The sequence below is a fragment of the Rhodococcus sp. NPDC076796 genome (genome assembly GCF_040702765.1).
In the GTDB taxonomy this organism is placed as follows: domain Bacteria; phylum Actinomycetota; class Actinomycetes; order Mycobacteriales; family Mycobacteriaceae; genus Rhodococcoides.
Window position 1 is genome coordinate 153,169 of record NZ_JBFBMS010000007.1, and the last position, 20,519, is coordinate 173,687.

The 20,519-nt window shown below is 64.5% G+C and carries 7 protein-coding genes; 5 read left to right on the forward strand and 2 right to left on the reverse strand.

The window, feature by feature from the left end; genetic code table 11:
- The first annotated feature begins 2 nt into the window (after nt 1–2).
- The 5 genes from AB0366_RS20770 to AB0366_RS20790 all read left to right on the forward strand — a co-directional run bounded on the left by AB0366_RS20770 (nt 3) and on the right by AB0366_RS20790 (nt 4,809).
- Nucleotides 3–974, forward strand: coding sequence for an ATP-binding cassette domain-containing protein (locus AB0366_RS20770; RefSeq protein ID WP_366245594.1), 972 nt, complete (start codon nt 3–5; stop codon nt 972–974).
- On the forward strand, nt 971–1,828 hold the full coding sequence (locus tag AB0366_RS20775; RefSeq protein WP_366245595.1) for an ABC transporter permease: 858 nt from the start codon (nt 971–973) through the stop codon (nt 1,826–1,828). The genes AB0366_RS20770 and AB0366_RS20775 overlap by 4 nt, the downstream gene beginning before the upstream one ends.
- Before the next feature lie 10 nt (nt 1,829–1,838).
- Nucleotides 1,839–2,693, forward strand: a complete 855-nt coding sequence (locus AB0366_RS20780) for an ABC transporter permease (protein ID WP_366245596.1) — start codon at nt 1,839–1,841, stop codon at nt 2,691–2,693.
- A gap of 300 nt (nt 2,694–2,993) precedes the next feature.
- Nucleotides 2,994–3,917, forward strand: coding sequence for an alpha/beta fold hydrolase (locus AB0366_RS20785; RefSeq protein WP_347875309.1), 924 nt, complete (start codon nt 2,994–2,996; stop codon nt 3,915–3,917).
- Nucleotides 3,918–3,954: 37 nt separating this feature from the next.
- Entirely contained in the window at nt 3,955–4,809 is an 855-nt protein-coding gene (locus AB0366_RS20790; protein WP_347875308.1) for a glycosyltransferase family 2 protein, read from the forward strand.
- Here the strand turns inward: AB0366_RS20790 and AB0366_RS20795 are convergent.
- Both AB0366_RS20795 and AB0366_RS20800 read right to left on the reverse strand, forming a co-directional pair.
- A complete protein-coding gene (locus tag AB0366_RS20795; protein ID WP_366245598.1) occupies nt 4,806–18,512 on the reverse strand; it encodes an amino acid adenylation domain-containing protein in 13,707 nt (4,568 codons plus the stop codon). The genes AB0366_RS20790 and AB0366_RS20795 overlap by 4 nt on opposite strands.
- 325 nt (nt 18,513–18,837) lie before the next feature.
- The gene (locus AB0366_RS20800; protein ID WP_366245600.1) at nt 18,838–20,496 is read right to left on the reverse strand and encodes an amidase; all 1,659 of its coding nucleotides are present in this window, start codon (nt 20,494–20,496) and stop codon (nt 18,838–18,840) included.
- Between the last annotated feature and the right edge of the window lie 23 nt (nt 20,497–20,519).

Sequence of the window (20,519 nt, forward strand, 5' to 3'; positions counted from 1 at the left end):
CGATGTCGTCAGCTCAACACGCAGCCGTACACGTGGAGGACGTACACAAGTCCTTCGGCGATGTGCAGGCGTTGCGCGGCATCAGCTTCTCCGCAGAGAGGGGAACCGTTCTGGGCATTCTCGGCCCGAACGGTGCAGGCAAGACGACGACCGTGAAGGTGCTGTCCACCCTGATCGCACCCGACAGGGGCAGAGCCTTCGTCGCCGGTCACGATGTCGCGGCCGACGCTCCGGCAGTACGCCGCTCGATCATGATGACCGGGCAGTACGCAGCCCTGGACGACACACTGTCCGGCCGCGAGAACATCGAGCTCTTCGGTCGTTTGATGGGTCTGGACAAGAAGGCCGCGAAGGCCCGAGCCAAGGCGCTGCTCGACGAGTTCGACCTCTCCGACACCGGCAAGCGCCCCGTGCGTGGCTACTCGGGCGGTATGCGTCGCCGTATCGACATCGCCTGCGGCCTCGTCGTGCGGCCGGAGGTCGTGTTCCTGGACGAACCGACCACCGGACTCGACCCACGCAGTCGGCAGGGCGTCTGGTCGCTGGTCGAGGCACTCAAGGCGCAGGGCATCACCGTGCTGTTGACGACGCAGTATCTCGAAGAAGCAGACGTCCTGAGCGACAACATCATCGTCATCGACAAGGGCACGGTCATCGCGGAAGGCACGTCGGACCATCTCAAGGCCATGACCGGCGGCAGCTACTGCGAGGTCGTTCCCCTCGATCCCGGCCAACTCCGTGCGGCCGCGGAAGCCCTGGGCGACATGGTCCCCGCTGCAGTTCACGCCGAGATCACCGCTGCCTCGGACCGGCTCTCCGTTCCTGCACCCGACGGCGCAGCCACTCTGTCGGAGATTCTGCGCCGGATCGATGCACAGGGCATCGTGTTGGCCGACATCGCCCTCCGCCGTCCGTCGCTCGACGACGTTTTCCTCACTCTCACCGGGCACTCGCAGAGGAGCACCACACCATGACGGCCACGACACGAGGCGTGGCCGATTCGCAGGCCAGGACCGTGCCTCGGACCGATGTCGGTTCGACGGCTCAGCAGCCGAAGAGGCGGTCGAGGACGAAGCCGTCGGGATTCGTGCAGTGGCAGGCCCTCACCGGCCGTGCACTGTGGACCATGCTGACCAAGGGTGAGTTGCTGGTCGCAGTCATCGCCCCGCTCATCTTCACCGTCGGCTTCTATCTGCCTCTCAAGTTCGTCATGGGCTTGCAGGGCATCGACTACGCCCAGTTCCTGATGCCGATCATCGTGCTGCAGGCCATGGCGTTCACCGCGATCTCGGCTGCGCAGCGTGCGTCCACCGAGGCAATGAGCGGTCTCAATTCACGTCTCAAGACCATGCCGGTCGTCCGTGGCGTGCCGCTCGTATCGAGGATCTCGAGCGGTATCGTCCGCTCGTTGGTCTCGCTCGTATCCGCCCTCGGTTTCGGTTACGTCATCGGTTTTCGCTTCACTGCAGGATTCGGCCAGGCCGTGTTGTTCTGTACACTCGCCATGCTGATCAGCACCACGTTGTCGATCGGTGCCGATGCGATCGGAACGCTGTCGAAGAGTCCCGAAGCGACCAGCCAGGTATTGACCCTCCCCCAGCTCATTCTGGGTATGGCCTCGTGCGGTTTCGTTCCGGAAAGTGGATTCCCCGAACTCATCCGACCGTTCGTACGCAACCAGCCGATCTCGCAGTTCTCCTTCGCGATGCGCGATATGGCCGAAGGCGGAGTCACCTTCCAGGTGTTGTGGCCGTCGCTCGCGTGGGTGGCCGGCTTGATCCTGTTTTTCGTACCGCTCGCCATCTGGGCGAGCTCCAGGCCAGAGTGACGAGTCGGAGATGACGATGTCCGAAGCGTCGGTGAACACAACCCGCGTATCCAGCTTGACCTTCCCAGAACCCAACATGGTCCTGAGCGAGAAGTCCATCCGTGCTCTCTGGACCCACAGTCTCATCCAGGCCAAGCGACTGTTGATGCGATGGATGCGCGATCCGTCGACGATGATTCAAGCGTTGCTGTACCCCGCGTTGATGCTGGTCATGTTCCGTGTCGTACTCGGGAACTCGATTTCCGCGGCTACCGGAGCGCCGGCGATCTACGGCCAGGTGCCTATGATCGCTCTCGTCGGAGCGATGTTCGGATCGATCGTGAGTGCTGTCGGTCTCAAAGGCGAACGCAAATCGGGTTTGCTGTCACGGTTCTGGACGACACCCACGCACCGCGCCGCCGGTCTGCTGGGCAGAATGATTGCCGAAGCAGTTCGAGTGCTCGTCACCACGCTCGTGATCACCTGTGCCGGTGTGGCAATGGGGTTCAGATTCACGCAGGGAATCCCGGCCGGCATCCTGTTGATGTTGATACCGGTTGTATTCGGTATCGGGTTCGCCGTGATGATCACATTCCTGGCCACCGTCGCCGGCGACGCACCCCTGGTCGAGGTCGTGTCGATCTTCGCCACACTGCTCATGTTCTTCAACGCCGGCTTCGTACCCGTGCTTGCCTACCCGCCATGGCTTCAACCGGTCGTCGCGGCGCAGCCGATGTCGGTCGCGGTCGATGCAATGCGAAACCTGGCAATGGGTGGTCCGGTCCTGACGCCGGTGTTGCAAACACTTGCGTGGTCACTCGGAATGGCAGTTGTGTTTCTGATCCCCGCAATCCGCGGCTACAAGAAGGCATCTTCGGACGGATGAGAGCCCCGCACACGGACGCCTTCGGACCGACCCCACATCGATGACCACGCCGGCACGTGGTTGCGCGCCCTCTACACCCGAGTGAGTCGACTGCCCACGGCACAGAAAACACCGAGCCTTCGGATGCTGAACGAATCGACTAGAAAAGTGAGCACTATCACGTCGGCGTGAAACGCAACTCGTCCACCAGTAGTTCTGTAATTGCCCAGAAGGGTGCTCTCCGGAAAAATGTTACGGTTCTGTCAACCACATGCTAATGCCGAGGTCGTCCGACACGGCAAGCCGAATCGGAAAGAGGCTATGGCGATTACTTCCCGAGCCGCACGAATTTTCTGTGCGCTCGCAGCAACGTTCGCCATGATCCTCTCCGGACAAGCAATCGCGTCCGCCGATCCTGCCGCTAGCCCTGCACAATTACCGACCGTCGAGGGGACCAACGACTTCGGCTGCGTCCCCAGCCCCGAGCATCCTCGACCCGTCGTGCTCATTCACGGCACCAAAATGGACGCCACGACGTGGACCATCCTGGCCCCTCAGCTCATCGAACAGGGCTACTGCGTGTTCGCGCCCAACTACGGCGCGGTCGGACTGCTCTTCGAACCCGGCAAGATTGTTTGGGGATCGGGCGACATACCCGAATCGGCACGCGAGATCGGCGGCTTCATCGATCGAGTTCTGACCGAAACAGGAGCCTCACAGGTCGACATCGTCGGTCACTCGCAGGGCGGAATCGTAGCCAGGCAGTACATGAAGTTCGACGGAGGAACAGATCCCGCCGACCCCGCTCGCAACAAAGTCCACAGCCTTGTCACCTTGGGCGCGACAAACCACGGAACAACTTTCGGTGGATTGCAGGAGTTGGCAAAGCTCGTCACCTCACTCGGACTGCCCGGTGACGCCATCACACCCTTGACGTGGAACATGGCCGGTGCCCAGCAACTCGTCGGCTCTCCGGTTCTGGTCAATCTCAATGCCGGTGGTGATGTGCTGCCCGGAGTCGACTACACGGTGATCGCCACTCGTGACGACACGATCTCTACCCCGCCCGAGCTGACCTTCCTACGCACGGGTGATACGGAGTCGGTGCACAACGTGTGGGTGCAGGATGTCTGCCCCGCCGCCACCACTACCCACGTCGGGCTCGTCACCGACCCGGTACCGAACCACATGGTACTTTCCGCACTCGACCCGGAGTACGCCGCAACCCACACTGCAGCTTGCTGATCATCCGCGATCACCTCCCCCACCTAAAGGTCTGCTTGTGCATGATTCCGTAGCCGTTTCGGTCGTGATCCCCGCTCACAACGCCGGCGAACTCCTGGCTGTGCAGTTGTCTGCGCTCGCGCATCAGGACTACGACGGTCCGCTCGAAATCGTCGTAGTCGACAACAATTCGACGGATTGCTCGGTGGACCACCTCGAAATTTCGGATACAGGTCAGGCGGTACGCATCGTGCGGGCCCACGACGGTGTCGGCCCTGCCTACGCCCGCAATCGAGGGGCAGACGCCGCCCACGGCGAACTGCTGCTGTTCTGTGACGCCGACGATCGAGTCCACCCCGATTGGGTTCGCAAGATGGTCGATTTTCTGCACGATGGCAGGTACGACATCGTGACCTCTGCTGTCGAAGGACGAACCCTCAACCCCGCAGGGCATCGCAAGATCGCCGAGATCGCATCTCCGGAAAACTTTCAATCCCCCAAATTCTTTGCACCGATCGTCGTGGGTTGCAGCTTCGGATGCACCGCTGCGGCATACCGAGATTTGGGTGGGATCGACGAAACCTACCGTGCCAACGAGGAAGTCGAATTCGGATGGCGGGCAGTTCGGTCCGGTTACCGTGTGGGCTACTTGCCCGAGGCACTTGTCGCATACCGGTATCGCGTCGGCTTCCGAGCCGGCTTCCGCCAGGGCATGTCTCGCGGAACCAGTTTCGCGCGACTCGCAGATGCGTTCCCCGACAGTGGGCTACCCGCCCAATCGGCCACTCGCCTCTGCCGTGAACTCCTCGGACTCGCTGTCGCGCGCGCGACGCCCGAGGAGCGCGGCTTGCTGACAGGTATCGCCCTCGGCCGCCTGCGCGGCGCGATCACGCACCGCACCCTTCGTCTCTAGTCGACCGTTATCCCCTCGGCGACGTGCATCGCTGTGTCGAGTGCCCGCCCGACGACCACCAGCGACTCCGCTGAGGTCATGTTCGCGTGGGTAGCGTCGACGTCGATGTTCTCGATGGTGCCGCCCACGTACGGCGACCACAGCAAGGCCGCATCGCCTGCGGACGGGTGATCTCGCGCTGCGGAGAAGAACAACAGATCCCCTTCGAACGCCACCGGCGAATAGCCGTTGATCTTCATCGCGCTCGCGAGAGCGTCCTCATACAGGTTCGACACCTGTCGCTCGTCGAACATGTCCAGTTCGGCCAGCACGAGATCAACGACCTGCCGGCGGGTGGCCTCGCTGCGCAAGTCGGTGAGCTCCCCCGCTCCGCCGATCCCGAGCGCATGCAGGTTGTCCGCGAACTCCTCGGCGAAGACCGCCTCGTCGACAGTCGGGAGACTGTCGAGCATCGCGACCACTCCCACATCGTGCCCGGATGTTCGGAGCGAAACGCTGATGGCATGGGCGAGCACGCCGCCGAACGACCAACCCAACAGATGGATCGGACCGGTCGGCTGCACACGAAGAATCTCACGGGCGTAGAACTCGGCTTGCTCATCAATGGTTGTCGGCAATGCCGAACCACCGCTCAGTTGCGGGAGCTGCAGGCCGTAGATTGGGCGTCCCGGAGCGGTGGTCTCGGCCAGCGCGGCATAGTTCCAGGCCAGCCCGATCATCGGGTGGATACAGAACAACGCCGGGCGGTCACCGCCAGTACGAATGGGAAGTATCGCCGCCAGCGGATCTGCCGCAGCGCCGCCCGCTTCCGAACGTGCCTCCTCGTCGATCCGACGCGCGAGCAGCTCGACGGTGGGCTCGGTCAGAATCCACTGCACCGCAACCGCAGCGCCGCAACGTGAACGGATCCGAGCGGCAAGCTTGGCCGCGAGGAGCGAATTGCCACCGAGCTCGAAGAATCTGTCGTCCAGCCCGACGTCGCCGAGTCCAAGCACGTCGGCCACCGAGGCAGCCACCTCTGCTTCGAGATCCGTCGTTGGAGCACGGAACTCGATCCGGCGCACTTGTGGGTCCGGTAGTGCACGACGATCGAGCTTGCCGTTGACCGTCAACGGCAACGACTCGAGGGCCATCAGGGCGTCGGGAACCATGTACGACGCCAGGCTCTGCGCCGCGTGCCCGCGCACGTGATCGAGATCCACCGACCCGTTGTCGGCCACCACGTACCCAACGAGCCGGGATCCGAGGTGATCGTCTTCGCGGACGACGGCGACAGCCTGCGCCACATCGGGTGCGGACCGAAGCGCTGCTTCGACCTCGCCGAGCTCGATCCTGAAGCCCCGCAACTGGACCTGCGAGTCCGACCGGCCGACGTAATCGAGGGTGCCCTGCGGCGTCCACTGCGCCAGATCGCCGGTGCGGTACATACGCGCACCGACGCCCTGGAACGGATTCGCGACGAAGCGTCCGACTGTCAGTTCTGCACGTCCGAGGTACCCGCGCGCGAGCTGCACACCGAAGACGTAGACCTCGCCCACCACTCCGACCGGGACCGGGCGCAGACCCTGATCGAGTACGTACGTTCCGAGGCCGTCGATCGCGGTCCCGATCGGGTGTCGGACGCTCTCGTCGACACCACGGACCTCGTGATGTGTCACGTGCACCGTGGTCTCGGTGATTCCGTACATGTTGCTCAGCAGCGGTGCATCGACTCCGTGCGCATCGAACCATCCGGTGAGCTTCCTCGGATCCAGGGCCTCGCCGCCGAACACGATGTGTCGCAACGCCGTCGGCGACGACGACGCGGCCCGCTCGGCGTCGACGAACTGGTAGAACGCCGATGGCGTCTGGCTGAGCATCGTCACGCCCTCGCGCGCCACGAGCTCGACGAACTCACGAGGCGACCGGGACGTGGCATGATCCACCACCACAAGAGTGCCGCCGTGCAACAACGGTCCCCAGATCTCCCACACGGAGAAGTCGAACGCGAAAGAGTGGAACATCGTCCACACGTCACTCGGTCCGAAGTCGAATGTCCGATCGGTGTTGCGGAACAGTCGTACGACGTTCTCGTTGGGTATCGCAACGCCTTTGGGCGTGCCGGTGGACCCGGAGGTGTAGATGACGTAGGCGAGATCCGCGCCACTGCGCGCGGTACCGGTCCGGGTCGCCGAAGGCTGCTCGGTCGCACCCACACCCTCCCATGCGATGACGGGCACACCGAATTCGGCGTACGACGTCGTGCCGTCACGGTCAGTCAGTACACACGTCGGACGTGCATCCTCGATCATGAAGCGCGCCCGGTCGAGCGGCAGTGACGTGTCGACGGGGAGGTAGCCGGCACCGGACTTCAGTACGGCCAGCAAGCCGACGATCAGCTCGATACCGCGGGGAAGCGCTATGGCAACCAGGGTTTCCCGCCCCGCGCCGGCCGAGACAAGCGTGCCGACCAGCTTCTCGGCTCGTAGGTCGAGCTCGCGATAGGTCACGCGCTCGTCACCGAAGACCACGGCGGTGGCGTCGGGTGCGGCCAGTACCTGCTTCTCGAACAGTGAGATCAGCGATTCGTCCCACGCCTCTGAATCAAGCTCGGCTGCAACGGTTTCCGTCACACCGTTCCAGGTCTGCAGCAGCTGCGCCCGCTCGGCACCCTCGAGAATGTCGATGGTGCCGGCTGTGTCGACTCCCTTCGATGCGTCGGCGACGGAGTCCAGCACGCGAGCAAATCTCGTCGTCATCGATTCCGCCGCGTCCGCGTCGACCAGATCGGCCCGATACTTCAGGGTGAAGGTGATCTCGGCGTCGGCTACGACCACCATAGTCAACGGGTAGTGAGTTGCATCCTTGGTGTCGACACCGAGGACGCTCATCCCGTCGATCGAGCTCGCCGCGGACAACCCGGACTTGTCGATCGGGTACGACTCGAACACCACCAGGGTGTCGAACACTGCTGCCGAGCCGACCGTCTGCTGAATGTCGGTCAGACCCACGTAATGATGATCGAGAAGTTCCGCCTGCGCCCTCTGCGTGCGGTGCACGAGATCCTCGATGCTCGAGTTCGCGTCCTGGGTGAATCGGACCGGGACGGTGTTGATGAACAGCCCGACCATCGATTCGATGCCATCGAGCTCCGCGGGACGACCGGACACCGTGGTTCCGAACACGACATCGTCGCGAGTCAGCAAGCGCGAGAGCAGAACTCCCCACGCCACCTGAACCAGAGTGTTCATCGTGACGCCCAGTTCCGACGCGCGGTCCGACAACCGAGCGGCGTCCACACCGCTGAGGACGAACTTCTTCTCGGCGATCTCAGGAGAGTGGGCATCTGCAGAGCCACGCTGCGAGATCAGCGTAGGATCGTCCAGTCCTGCGAAGGCCCGTTGCCACGCGTCCAGCGAGTCGTCGACGTCACGCGTGGACAGCCACGCAAGGAAATTGCGATAAGGACGCACCCTCGGCAGAACGGATGTCTCACCGCGAGTTGCGTACAGGACCAGCAGATCCTTCATCAAGATCGGCATCGACCAGCCGTCGAGCAGAATGTGGTGGCTGGTCACGCCGAGCGTCCACCGATCGGCGGCCGTACGGATCAACAGGAACCTGATGAGCGGCGGCGCGGTCATATCGAATCCGAGCGCCTGTTCATTACTCAGCAACTGGTCCGCAGTCGTCGAATCATGTTCGGCAACAGTGAGATCGATGGTTCGCCACGGCACACGAACCGACTCGACGACGACCTGCACAGCATTGCCGGTGTCGTCGCGCAGGTATGCGGTGCGCAGGTTGGAATACCGTTCGAGAATCCGATCCGCCGCGACGTGCAGCCTCTCCGAGTCGACGTCGCCGCCGAGGTGCAGCTGGATCTGCGTGGTGTACACGTCGGTCGTGGCCTCGGAAATCGACGCGTGGAACAGCAGTCCGTTCTGCAGCGGCGACAGCGGCCAGATGTCGCGCACCGACGGCAGCTGTGCCTCCACCCGCTCGATGTCGCGCTGAGTCAGCTGCACGAGCGGCAGATCCGACGGCGTCAGACCTCCGGCGCCGTCGTGTCGTCCGTGCTCGACGATGGACGTCAGCGCATCTCGCCAGTGCTCGGCCAAGGCGTGAACGTCCGACTCCGACAACAGGGTCGTCGGGAAGCCGAAGTCTGCGGTGAGGCGTCCACCGACCACGACGGCGTTGATGTCGATCGGAGCCATGGCGGGGGCGTCCACGTCGGGCGTCCCGGTGAGGTCACCGAGATCGCCGGCCGGAATCCACCCGACCTTCTCCATGCCCTCGGGTATGTCGGCCGCCGACACACGGCCCAGGTAGTTGAAGCTGATCTGCGCGTGCGCCGCCGAGGGCGGTGCGAACGCCGGGTCGCCCATGTACCGCAGCAATCCGAAGCCTAGACCCTTGTCCGGAATCGATCGCAGCTGCTCCTTGACCGACTTCACGACGGCACCCGCAGCGACGCCACCGGAGAAGGCGTCGCCCACGTCGATGGTCTCGAGTTCGAGTCGGACGGGGTAGATGCCGGTGAACCAGCCGACCGTACGGGACAGATCTGCCCCTGGGGCCAGCGACTCCTCGCGCCCGTGACCCTCGAGTCTGATCAGAACCGACGAAGACTGTGTACCCCGCTCTTCACGCCAGCGGGCCACCGCGAGCGAGAGTGCGGCGAGGAGAACATCGTCGACACCGGCGTTGAAGGCAGTGGGGATCGCCGTCGTCACGGCCTCGGTCGTGGCCTCGTCCACCTCGATGTGGACCTTGCGCACAGTCGATGCCAAGTCCACCGTTGGGTCGAAGGCGCGCGTACCGACGGGCACCTCGATCCGATCCAGAACCGAAGTCCAGTAGGGCAATTCGGCTCGACGGAGGTCGGAACCAGCGTTGTCGACCAGTGCGTGTGCCCATCGCCGGAACGACGTGCCGACCGGATCGAGTGTCGGTACGGACCCTGCAGACACCTGCAGCCAGGCCGAGATGAGATCGGGAACGATGATGCGCCAGGATACGCCGTCGACGACGAGGTGGTGAGCAGCGACGATGAGCCTGCCCGTGTCGTCGGTTCGTTCTCCTGAGGGTGATGCCGGATCGAGCCAGGCGAACTCGACGACTCGTCCGGCCGCTGGGTCCAGACGACTCAGCGCACCCTCGAGTGCCGACGCAGCGAGGTTCAGACGATCCTCGTCACCGAGGGCCGGATCGACGGCCGTGCGAGTGACGGCCGCTGCGACATCGACACTGCCCTGCTCGCGCGTGCGCAGCACCCACGCACCCTCCACGCCGCGTTGAAGCACCGCACGCAACATGTCGTGGCGATCGATCACGGCGGTGAGGGTGGCGACGATCTGGTTCTCGGTGATGCCGGCAGGAAGCTCGAGAGCGAGGTTCTGGGTGAACCGATCGAAGCCACCGGCGCGCTCGACCATGAAGCCGACGGCCGGGGTCAGCGGAATCGTCCCCGCTCCCCCGCCGGGCAGTTCCTCGAGTACCTCGGCGGCACCGGATTCCACGATCTCGGCCAGTGCGGCAACGGTTCTGAGCTCGAACACGTCCCGCGGTCCGAAGTTCAGGCCGCGGGCTCGGGCGCGCGAGACCAGCTGGATCGACACGATGCTGTCACCGCCGAGGGCGAAGAACGAGTCGTCCACGCCCACGGTGTCGACACCGAGTACTTCCGCGAACACCTCGCTCAGGGCGCGCTCGGTGTCGGTGGACGGTGCGCGACCTGCGGTGGTCTCGAACACCGGTTCCGGCAATGCGTTTCGGTCGAGTTTGCCCACCGGGGTCAGCGGCACTTGGTCCACCACGACGACGGCCGAGGGCACCATGTGTGCAGGAAGAGATCTACCGACGTGCTCACGGACGTCGGCGGCGTCGATGTGAGCTCCCGGCTGTGAGCGTACGTAGGACACGAGGGCGGTGCCGCCGGAGGCAAGCGTCCGCCCGAGGGTGGCCACGAAGTCGACGCCCGGGTATGTCGCGACGACGGAGTCGATCTCACCGAGCTCGATGCGGAATCCGCGGATCTTGACCTGGAAGTCCGAGCGACCCACGTACTCGATCACGTTGCTGCCGTTGCTCTTTCGCCAGCGCACGACGTCACCTGTTCGGTACATCCGGTCTCCGGCGTCGCCGAAAGGATTCGCGACGAAACGCTCGGCCGTCAGCCCGTGCCGTCGGAGATATCCACGGGAGAGCTGGACACCGGCGAGGTAGAGCTCGCCGGTGACGCCGAGCGGTACCGGACGCAGGCGCGAATCCAGCACGTACGACGCCATTCCCCGGATGGGCCCGCCGATCGACAGCAGGTCGCCGGGGCTCAGAGCGTCGCTGATGTTGGTCATGATGGTGGTCTCGGTCGGGCCGTAGCCGTTGAAGAACCGAACGTGAGTGGACCAGCGCTGCACCAGCTCCGGCGAGCACTGCTCACCGCCGGCGATCACGACCTCGAGACCGGTCACCGCGTGAGGATCGATCGAGGCCAGAACCGTCGGAGTCAGGAACGTGTGCGTTACGGACTCCCGCGTGATCAGCGCCTCGAGCTCGCCGCCGCCGTACGTGCGCGGTGGCGCGATCACCAGGGTGGACGCGGAGGCAACCGCGAGCAGCAGTTCGAGAACCGACGCGTCGAAACTGGGCGACGCGAAGTGCAGCGCGCGGGATTGCTCGGTCAACCGGTAGCGATCACTCTGCTCGGCCGCGAAGTTGGCCAGCCCGCGATGCGTGACCACCACACCCTTGGGCTTTCCGGTGGAGCCGGAGGTGTAGATGACGTATGCGGCGTCGTCGGTCTGCGCACGGCGGATCGAATCAGGCTGTACTACTGGGGTGTTCGGCTGCGCGAGTGCGTCGACGACGATCCAGTCCACCTCGGTCGGCAGTGAGTCGACGACATCCGAAGTCGTGAGCCCGATCCGTACGCCGGAGTCACTGAGCATGAAGCGAACTCGATCGTCCGGGTAGTCGGGATCGACGGGCACGAAGGCTGCGCCGGAGGCCGTCACGGCCCACACCGCGGTCACCGACGAGATGCTGCGGCGGGTGGCGACAGCCACCGTGGTGCCCGGTCCGATACCGCGACCCCGCAGAATCTCCGCGATAGCGGTGGACGTCTCGTCGAGCTCCCGATAGGTGACCTGGTCGCTGCCCTGCGCCAGTGCAGTTCGGTCCGGGTTCGCAGCGACGGCATCGGCCATCAGATCCGCGAGGGTTCGTGGGGCGACGGTTCCCACCGGCCCGCGCAGCAGATCCTGCATCTCGCTGGGTGCCGACAACTCGATATCGCCCACCACCGTCTCGGGATCGGCCGCAACGGCGGCCAGCACCCGCACGAGCCGCGCCGAGATCTCGTCGACGGTGTCGGCGTCGAACAAGTCTGTGGCGTAGGTGATCACGCCTGCCATGCCGTCGGCGCTGCCGTCGGGCCGGGCTTGTTCGGACAGCGTGAACTGCATGTCGAACTTTGCGCTCGTGTCCTCGATGTCGACACCGGCGATCGTCAGATCGGGCAGTGCCAGAGAGCTCGTAGCCTGGTTCTGGAACGAGAGCGCAATCTGGAACAGGGGGTGCCGGGACTGCGAACGTTCGGGGTTCAGCTGTTCCACCAGACGCTCGAACGGCACATCGGCATGCGCGAAGGCCTCGAGGTCTGCGTGCCGCACGGTGTTCAGGACGGTCGCGAACTGGCTGCTCGGCTGCACGTCGGTCCGCAGTACGAGCGTGTTGACGAACATCCCGACGAGATCGTCGAGGGCGGCGTCTCCGCGGCCTGCGATCGGCGTCCCGATCACGACGTCATCGGTGGCCGCCAGTCGTGCCAACAGCACGGCGAGCGCTGCGTGGACCACCATGAACAGCGTCGAACCACTCTCGCGTGCGACCCGGCCGAGGGAAGCGTGCAGGGACGCGTCGATCTCGAAACGAGCCGCCGCTCCCCTGTTGCTGATCACCGGTGGACGAGGTCGGTCCGTGGGTAGATCCACTCGATCGGGAATTCCGGCCAGCGTCCGAGTCCAGAAGTCCAACTGCTTCGAGAGCACCGACTCCGGGTCGGTCTCCTCACCCAGTACCCGACGCTGCCACAGGGTGTAGTCCGCGTACTGCACGGCCAGATCCGACCAGCTCGGGGCAGCTCCCACCGTGCGAGCCGAATATGCCACCGCAAGATCCCGCGCGAGCGGTCCCATCGAGAATGCGTCACCGCTGATGTGGTGCACCACCACGGCCAGTACGTGCTTGCGCTCACCGAGCCGATAGAGCCACGCTCTCAGCGGTACCTGGATCGTCACGTCGAACGGCATGCTCATGGCGTCGGCCAGAACCGCGACGAGTTCGTTCGACTCGACGGCAATGGGCGTGAGATCGGGCACCTCGATACCGTCGGCCACCACCGATTGCCTTGCCCGACCATCGGTTTCGGGATACAGCGTCCGCAGCGACTCGTGTCGATGCACGATGTCGGATACCGCACCCTGTAGCGCAGCCACATCCAGATCGCCGGTCAGCGAGATCGCCAACGGCAGATTGTCGGCGGCCGAGGTGGTGTCGAATTGGTTGAGGAACCACATTCGCTGCTGTGCGTACGACAGCGGGATCTCCGCCGGACGCTCGACAGGCTCGAGCTTCGGAACGGCGCGCTCGGACGACAACGCCGAGACCGCCGCAGCGAAGGCGGCGACAGTGGAGGCCTCGAACAGCGCTCGAACCGGAACACGCCATCCGGCCGCAACGCCCACTCGTGCGACGAGACGGGTTGCGATCAGAGAGTTCCCGCCCAGATCGAAGAAATCGTCGTCGAGTCCGACGCGGTCGACACCCAGAACATCGCCGAACGATGCCGCGACGATCTCTTCCACCGGTGTCGACGGTGCGCGGTACTGCCGGGTATCGATCGATGGGGACGGTAGTGCGCGACGGTCCAACTTGCCGCTCGAGTTCAACGGAAGTTCGCCGAGGACAACGACGGCACTCGGAATCATGTACGCGGGCAACAAGTTCTTGGCGAACTCGGTCACAGATGCACGATCGGGTGCGGCACCGACCGTCGGCACCACATAGGCCACGAGCTGATCACCGGTGGCCGTCGGCACCACCAGAACGACGGCCTGGTTGACATCGGCAGAGGTGAGCAGCGCGGATTCGATGTCGCCGAGTTCGATGCGCTGGCCGCGGAACTTCACCTGGAAATCGCTGCGCCCGATGTAGTCGAGAACGCCGTCGGGTCGACGTCGAACCAGGTCGCCGGTCCGATACATCCGGGTGCCGGAACCACTCACGTCGGCGACGAACCGGTCCGATGTCAGATCCGGACGGGCGACGTAGCCCCGGGCGAGTTGGTCACCGACCAGATACAGCTCGCCCTGCACACCTGCCGGCACCGGGTGCAGTCGTCGGTCGAGAACCAGCGCGCCGACGTTCCACTCGGCCACACCGATGGGTACCGAGCCGCGCGAATCCGGCTCCGCACGATGATGAGTCACCGATACCGCGGCCTCGGTAGGTCCGTAGAGATTGTGGACGCGGGCAGAGCTGACGCGACCGAAATCGGTAACGGTCTCCGGCGGCAACGCCTCACCGATGACGAAGATGTCACGCAGCGTGGCGCATTCGGCGGCGCGTGCGTGCGCAGCGAACACGGTGAGCATCGACGGTACGAAGTCCGTGAGTGTCACCCCGTGCCGGGCAATCGAGGCCGAGATGTACTCGGGGTCGCGATGGCCGTCCGGCTTCGCGAGAACGATGCGGCCCCCGGTACGCAGCGGCAGGAAGAAGCCCCACACCGAGACGTCGAAGGTGGTTGCGGTCTTCTGGAAATAGACGTCGGTGTCCGCCACTTCGTACTGTGCCGTCATCCACGCCAGCTGGTTCTCGACCGCGCGGTGGGACACCGCGACGCCCTTGGGGTTTCCGGTCGAGCCGGAGGTGAAGATGACATAGGCGGGACTGGCCGTGTGCAGGGGGCGTAACCCGTTCGCGCGCAGAGGAGAACCGTCGAGCGCCGAGTCGAGGGTGTCGATCGCGATGGACTCCGGCACCGTCTCGTGCCGGCGGGTCTCGTCGGGTTCGATGTCGGCGGCGCTGGTGAGCAGACACAACGGAGCAGCCGTGCCGAGGATGTGGGCCCTGCGTTCGCTCGGCAGATCAGGATCGATCGGCACGTATGCACCGCCTGCTCGAACCACGGCGTAGATCGCCACCAGCAGGTCGATCGAGCGCCTGATGGATACCGCGACGAGCACCTCGGGGCCGACACCGCGCGAGATCAGGTGCCGCGCAAGCGCGTTGACTCGGTAGTCGAACTCCGCGTAGGTCAGCGTGACGTCCTCGAACGTCACCGCCGGCGAATCGGGCGTCGCGGATACCTGCCGCACGTAGGCGTCCAGGATCGACCGGTCCGGCACCGCTACTGCATCGACGGCAGCGTGTTCGGTGGACAGTGCCCGCTCGGCGACGTCGAGCAGATCCACATCGCCGACCGGACGTGTCGGCGCATCGATGAGTCGCGCGAGCAGCAGGACGAAGCGGTCGGCAATTCCACGTACCGTCGCCTCTTCGAACAGATCTGCCGCATAGGTGAACGTGCCTGCGAGAGCGTGCTCCTCGGTACCGGCGGCGCGGTCCTCCAGGACCAGTTGCAGGTCGAACTTCGCGACCACCTCACCGAAGTCCAGCGGGGAGACCGTCAGATCGGGCAGCTCGAGCGTGCCTGTCGCCTGGTTCTGAAAAAACAGAGCGACCTGGAACAGCGGGTGCCGGTCGCCGGAGCGAATGGGGTCGAGCACCTCCACCAAACGTTCGAACGGGAGGTCGGCGTGCGCGAACGCCTGTAGATCGGCTTCGCGAACCTGGGAAAGCAGGTCCGAGAATGTATGGGACGCATCGACGGCGGTACGCAGAACGAGGGTGTTGACGAACATTCCGATCACGTCGTCGAGCGCCTGCTCACCTCGACCGGCAATCGGCGATCCGACGACGACATCCGTGGAATCGGACAGGCGGGCGAGCAGCACCGCGAAGGCGGTGTGTACCACCATGAACGGCGTGGCCCCGTGCTCGCGGGCCAGACGCCCGATCGCCGCCGTCGACGCCGCGTCGATGTCGAATCCGAGTACCCGACCGACTCCGGACGGATCGAGTGGGCGGCTACGGTCGGTCGGCAGGTCGAGATGATCCGGCAACCCCTCGAGATTGTTCTTCCAGAACGAAATCTGCTGATGCGCAACGGACTCGGGATCATCATCGAATCCGAGCACCTCGTGCTGCCACAGCGCGTAATCGGCATACTGCACTGCCAGTGGTTCCCAGCCGGGTGCATTCCCCGCGCTGCGAGCGGCGTAGGCGGTCATGATGTCTCGCACCATCGGCGCAACGGACGAGCCGTCGGCGGTGATGTGGTGGGCAACCAGCACGAAGACGTAATGGTCGGTGCCCAGATGCAGCAGGTTCAACCGCACCGGGACCTGCTGAGTCACATCGAAACCCGCGAAAGCCAGCTCCTGGACCCGACGCGCGACCGCATCGACCTCGATCGATTCGATCTCGAGCGTGACTCCGCTCTCGACTGCGTCCCGCACCATCTGGTATCCGGCCCCATCGACCTCCGGATAGTACGTGCGCAGAGATTCGTGACGATCGACGACATCGTCGATCGCGGAGGACAGCGCCGGGACGTCGAGAACCCCACGCAGTTCGATGGCGGCCGGGATATTGTTCGCTCCCGATGCGGTGTCGAAGCGGTTGAGAAACCACATCCGCCGCTGGGCCAAAGACAGCGGGATCCGCTCGGGCCGATCCCTTTTCGCCAGCACCGGCTGCGGTCGGCTCGCGGCGTTGTCGCCATCGGACGAGGCAATCTCCAAGCGGGCGGCGAGGGATTGCACCGTCGAGAACTCGAAGACGGTGCGTGCCGGCACTCGGGTTCCGGTCGCAGCGCCGAGACGTGCGGCCAGTTGCGTTGCGATCAGGGAGTTTCCACCGAGCTCGAAGAAGTCGTCGTCGGCACCGACTCGATCCATTCCGAGCAGCTCGCCGAAGATCTGCGCGACGGTGATTTCGAGGGGCGTCGATGGGGAACGGAACTCTGCTGCAGCGAAGACCGGAGCGGGCAACGCGGCCCGATCCAGCTTGCCGACGGGCGTCAACGGAATCGAGTCCAGTGCGATGATCATCGACGGAACCATGTGTCGCGGAAGATGTTGTGACGCAACCGAAAGAAGTGCTCGCTCATCGAATACCGACGTTGCCTTCGGCAGTACGTACGAGACGAGGGCGGTGGACTTCGACGGTGTCTCGCGGCCGACCGTCACGGCGAATTCGACGTTGTCGTCGGCTGCCAGAACGGCGTCGATCTCGCCGAGTTCGACGCGGAAGCCGCGAATCTTGACCTGAAAGTCGTTGCGGCCGACGTATTCGACCACTCGCTCGCCCTCGACCACCCGCCAGCGCACGACATCTCCGGTGCGGTACATCCGCGCACCGTCCTCGCCGAATGGACAGGCGAGGAAGCGATCCGAGGTCAGTCCACGTCGCTGGTGATAGCCGCGGGCAAGTCCCGGTCCGGCCAGGTACAGCTCTCCTGCCACCCCGTCGGGAGCTGGGTTGAGAGAAGCGTCGAGAACGTACGCGCTGACGCCGCGGATGGGGCCGCCGATGGTCACGCGCTCGTTCTCGGCGATCGGTCCGCCGATGTTGGTCATGATCGTGGTTTCGGTGGGCCCGTACCCGTTGAAGAAGCGGCGGCCCGGTGCCCATCGGTTCGCCAGCTCGGGTGGGCAGGCCTCGCCGCCGACGACGACGGTGTGCAGAGTGTTCGTGTCGGCCGGATTCACCGAGGCCAGTGCTGCAGGGGTGATGAAGGCGTGGCTCACGTTCTGCGCGCGGATGAGCGCAGCCAGATCGTCTCCACCGAGAATCTTCGGAGAGGCGACGATCATCGTCGAACCCCGGCCGATGCTCATCAGAAGTTCGAGTACGGACGCGTCGAAGCTCGGTGATGCGAAGTGCAGCACTCGCGACTGCTCGGTGAGCGAGTAGCGATCGATCTGCTCCTCGCAGAAGTTGCTCAGTCCGGCGTGGGTGACCACGACGCCCTTCGGCAGACCGGTCGATCCGGAGGTGTAGATCATGTATGCCGGGTGCGTCGGCTCCAGGGCTCGCACTCGATCCTCTGCGGTGACGGGCTCGCCGGACAGTTCGTCGAGACGCCGAGTCATATCACTGTCGTCGATGACCAGCCATTCGACCTCCGCGGGCAGATCCTGGCTCACCGCGCCGACGGACAACCCCAGCAGCACGCCGGAGTCGGACACCATGTGCCGTACCCGGTCGGCCGGGTAGGTCGGATCGATCGGCACGAATGCCGCACCGGTCTTGGCCACCGCCCACAGCGCCATGACGGACAGATCGGAGCGCGGAATCGACAATGCGACGAAGTCTTCAGGACCGACGCCACGCGCGATCAGTACGCGGGCGAGGGCAGCCGATCGAGCATCGAGCTCGGCGTAGGTCCAAGTTCGGCTTTCGAACACGAGGGCATCCGAGTCGGGTCCGAGTTCGACTGCCGAGGCCAGTAGCTGAGGCAGGAGTGGGGTACGCGGACGCCGACGGGCAGGGCGGTCACGTCGTACCGGTCGTTCCCTGCGTGCGCGCCCACGCCCGCTCGAGTTCTCGCCTTCCGGTGTTGTCGAAGTCTCCGACGTCTCGGTACTCATGATCGGCCGTAACTCCTCACATCGAACGGTCAACGCACCCGCCCGGTCGACGTACAGGACCGGGCGGCAGGCGTGCATCTACCTCGGCCCGCCGATACGACGCTCGTTGTGGGCGCGATCGCGGGGCATGCATCTTCGGACTACAAGTATGTATTCATGGTGATATCGGGGGCACAGCCCGTGATGTTACGGGCAAAGCTGCATCGTAGTCATAGGCGGATCAACCTGTGTGGTGCCGACGTGACGATGGCTCGAGTGTCACCGGGCTCGAAAGACAGTCTCGGTGACTGGCCGGCTACGCCATCATGGTTGTCGATACCGGCTGTCATTCCCGCGTGGATGTCGTGGGCAAAGCATAGAACGACGGTGGATCGGACCTGGTGTTCGTGGCTTCAGGTCCTGCACCGGGGAGCGAGATGGCGACCTCCGGGACAGCGCGCGGCGCTGAAAGCACCTGCGGGACTTCTCGCCAGTGTGGGGCCGATTCCTCCAATTCTAGTGCGATGTCAATGACCGTGTTCTCCTGCCACGCGAGTCCACCGATCTGAATACCGAAGGGCAAGCCCGTCTCTCGTGATCTTCCGACGGGCATGCTCACAACGGGCACCCCAGCGTAGTTCGCCCAGACGACATTCGCTACCGGGGCGTCGAAGACGCTGAATTGTGCCATCTCGTCGCGCACCACGCCGTCGACGACCGCCCCCGGCAGAACGATGGCATCGAGTGCAGAGTCGGAGAACATTCGGTTGTAAGCCCGCTGGAAGCGAAGTCGGTCTCGCTCGATACCGAGGTAGTCCGAGACGGGACTCGCGAGCGCAAGGATATCTGCACCGACGAGGAGCGCAGTGTCGGCTTCGTACAAGCCGATTCGGTCGGCGAATTGCTGATGGTACGAACCGACTTCGACCTTGTCTCCGAGAAGTAGACTCTGCGGCACCGGGGGTAAAGCGACCTCTACTATTTCGGCTCCCAACCGCCGTGCCTGGTTCAGCGCCTCCTCGAAAAGGGCAGCCAACGCTGAGGGCAGCTCACCGACAGCGTTGACCGGCAGTCCGAGACGACGCCCGGACAGCGGTGCGCTACCCCCTACTGCCGAGATCGAGTACCCGTCTCGAGGCACGGCGGGCCCGGCCGAGGTGGTGGGATCTTCGACATCGACTCCCGCCATGTAGCTGAGCAAGAAGGCTGCATCCGACACGCTTCTGGCCATCGGCCCCGTGTGGTCTCGTGTCCAGGCCAGGGGAATCACCCCGGCTACGCTGCAACGTCCGAAAGTCGGCTTGATCGACGAGATCCCGCAGGCCGATGCCGGTATTCGGAGTGAACCACCGGTATCGGTCCCGGTTGCGAGTGGTGTGAAGGACGCGGCGAGGGCGGCTGCGCTGCCACCCGATGAGCCGCCCGCGGATTTGGACAGATCCCACGGGTTGCCGACCTGAGGGGTGCTGACGCCGAAGGCGAACTCGTGCGTGTGCGTGTGTCCCATCAGAACCATTCCGGCATCCCGGAGCCTCTTCCACACACCGGAATCGCCGGCGGCGATGTTGCCTTGCAGCACGCGACTCGACGCGGTTACGGGCAATCCACTGACCGCGTACAGGTCTTTGAGACCGATCGGCACACCACACACCAGGGGGACGCTGCCGCCCTCACGTGTGCGACCTGCCGCGGACAGACGCGACGCCGCGGCATCGGCGGCGGCGTATGCCACCTCGGGATAGATACGAATCCACGCGTTCACCGAGCCGTCCGTCGCCCGGCTACGTGCGAAACATGCGTCGAGTAGCTCGCGAGGATCGAGCTTGCCCGATTGCAGAAGACTCGCAGCCTGCACAGCACCGAGCATCGCCAGGTCGGTGGTGTCGATCGAGTCGGGGGCGGGCAACGCGCGCGCAGAAACGCGGGTGTTACCACCGATCGCGAGGCCGATACCTCCCGCGGCAGCACCGCCGAAAAACCGTCGTCGGGTGAACCTCGTTGCCATACGCGCACACTACCGGCCGGCAT

Bases quoted from the DNA above. Each gene is read 5' to 3' on its own strand.
- AB0366_RS20785 (WP_347875309.1), top strand. From the start codon at position 2,994: ATGGCGATTACTTCCCGAGCCGCACGAATTTTCTGTGCGCTCGCAGCA.
- AB0366_RS20780 (WP_366245596.1), top strand. From the start codon at position 1,839: ATGACGATGTCCGAAGCGTCGGTGAACACAACCCGCGTATCCAGCTTG.
- AB0366_RS20770 (WP_366245594.1), top strand. From the start codon at position 3: ATGTCGTCAGCTCAACACGCAGCCGTACACGTGGAGGACGTACACAAG.
- AB0366_RS20775 (WP_366245595.1), top strand. From the start codon at position 971: ATGACGGCCACGACACGAGGCGTGGCCGATTCGCAGGCCAGGACCGTG.
- AB0366_RS20795 (WP_366245598.1), bottom strand. From the start codon at position 18,512: ATGAGTACCGAGACGTCGGAGACTTCGACAACACCGGAAGGCGAGAAC.
- AB0366_RS20800 (WP_366245600.1), bottom strand. From the start codon at position 20,496: ATGGCAACGAGGTTCACCCGACGACGGTTTTTCGGCGGTGCTGCCGCG.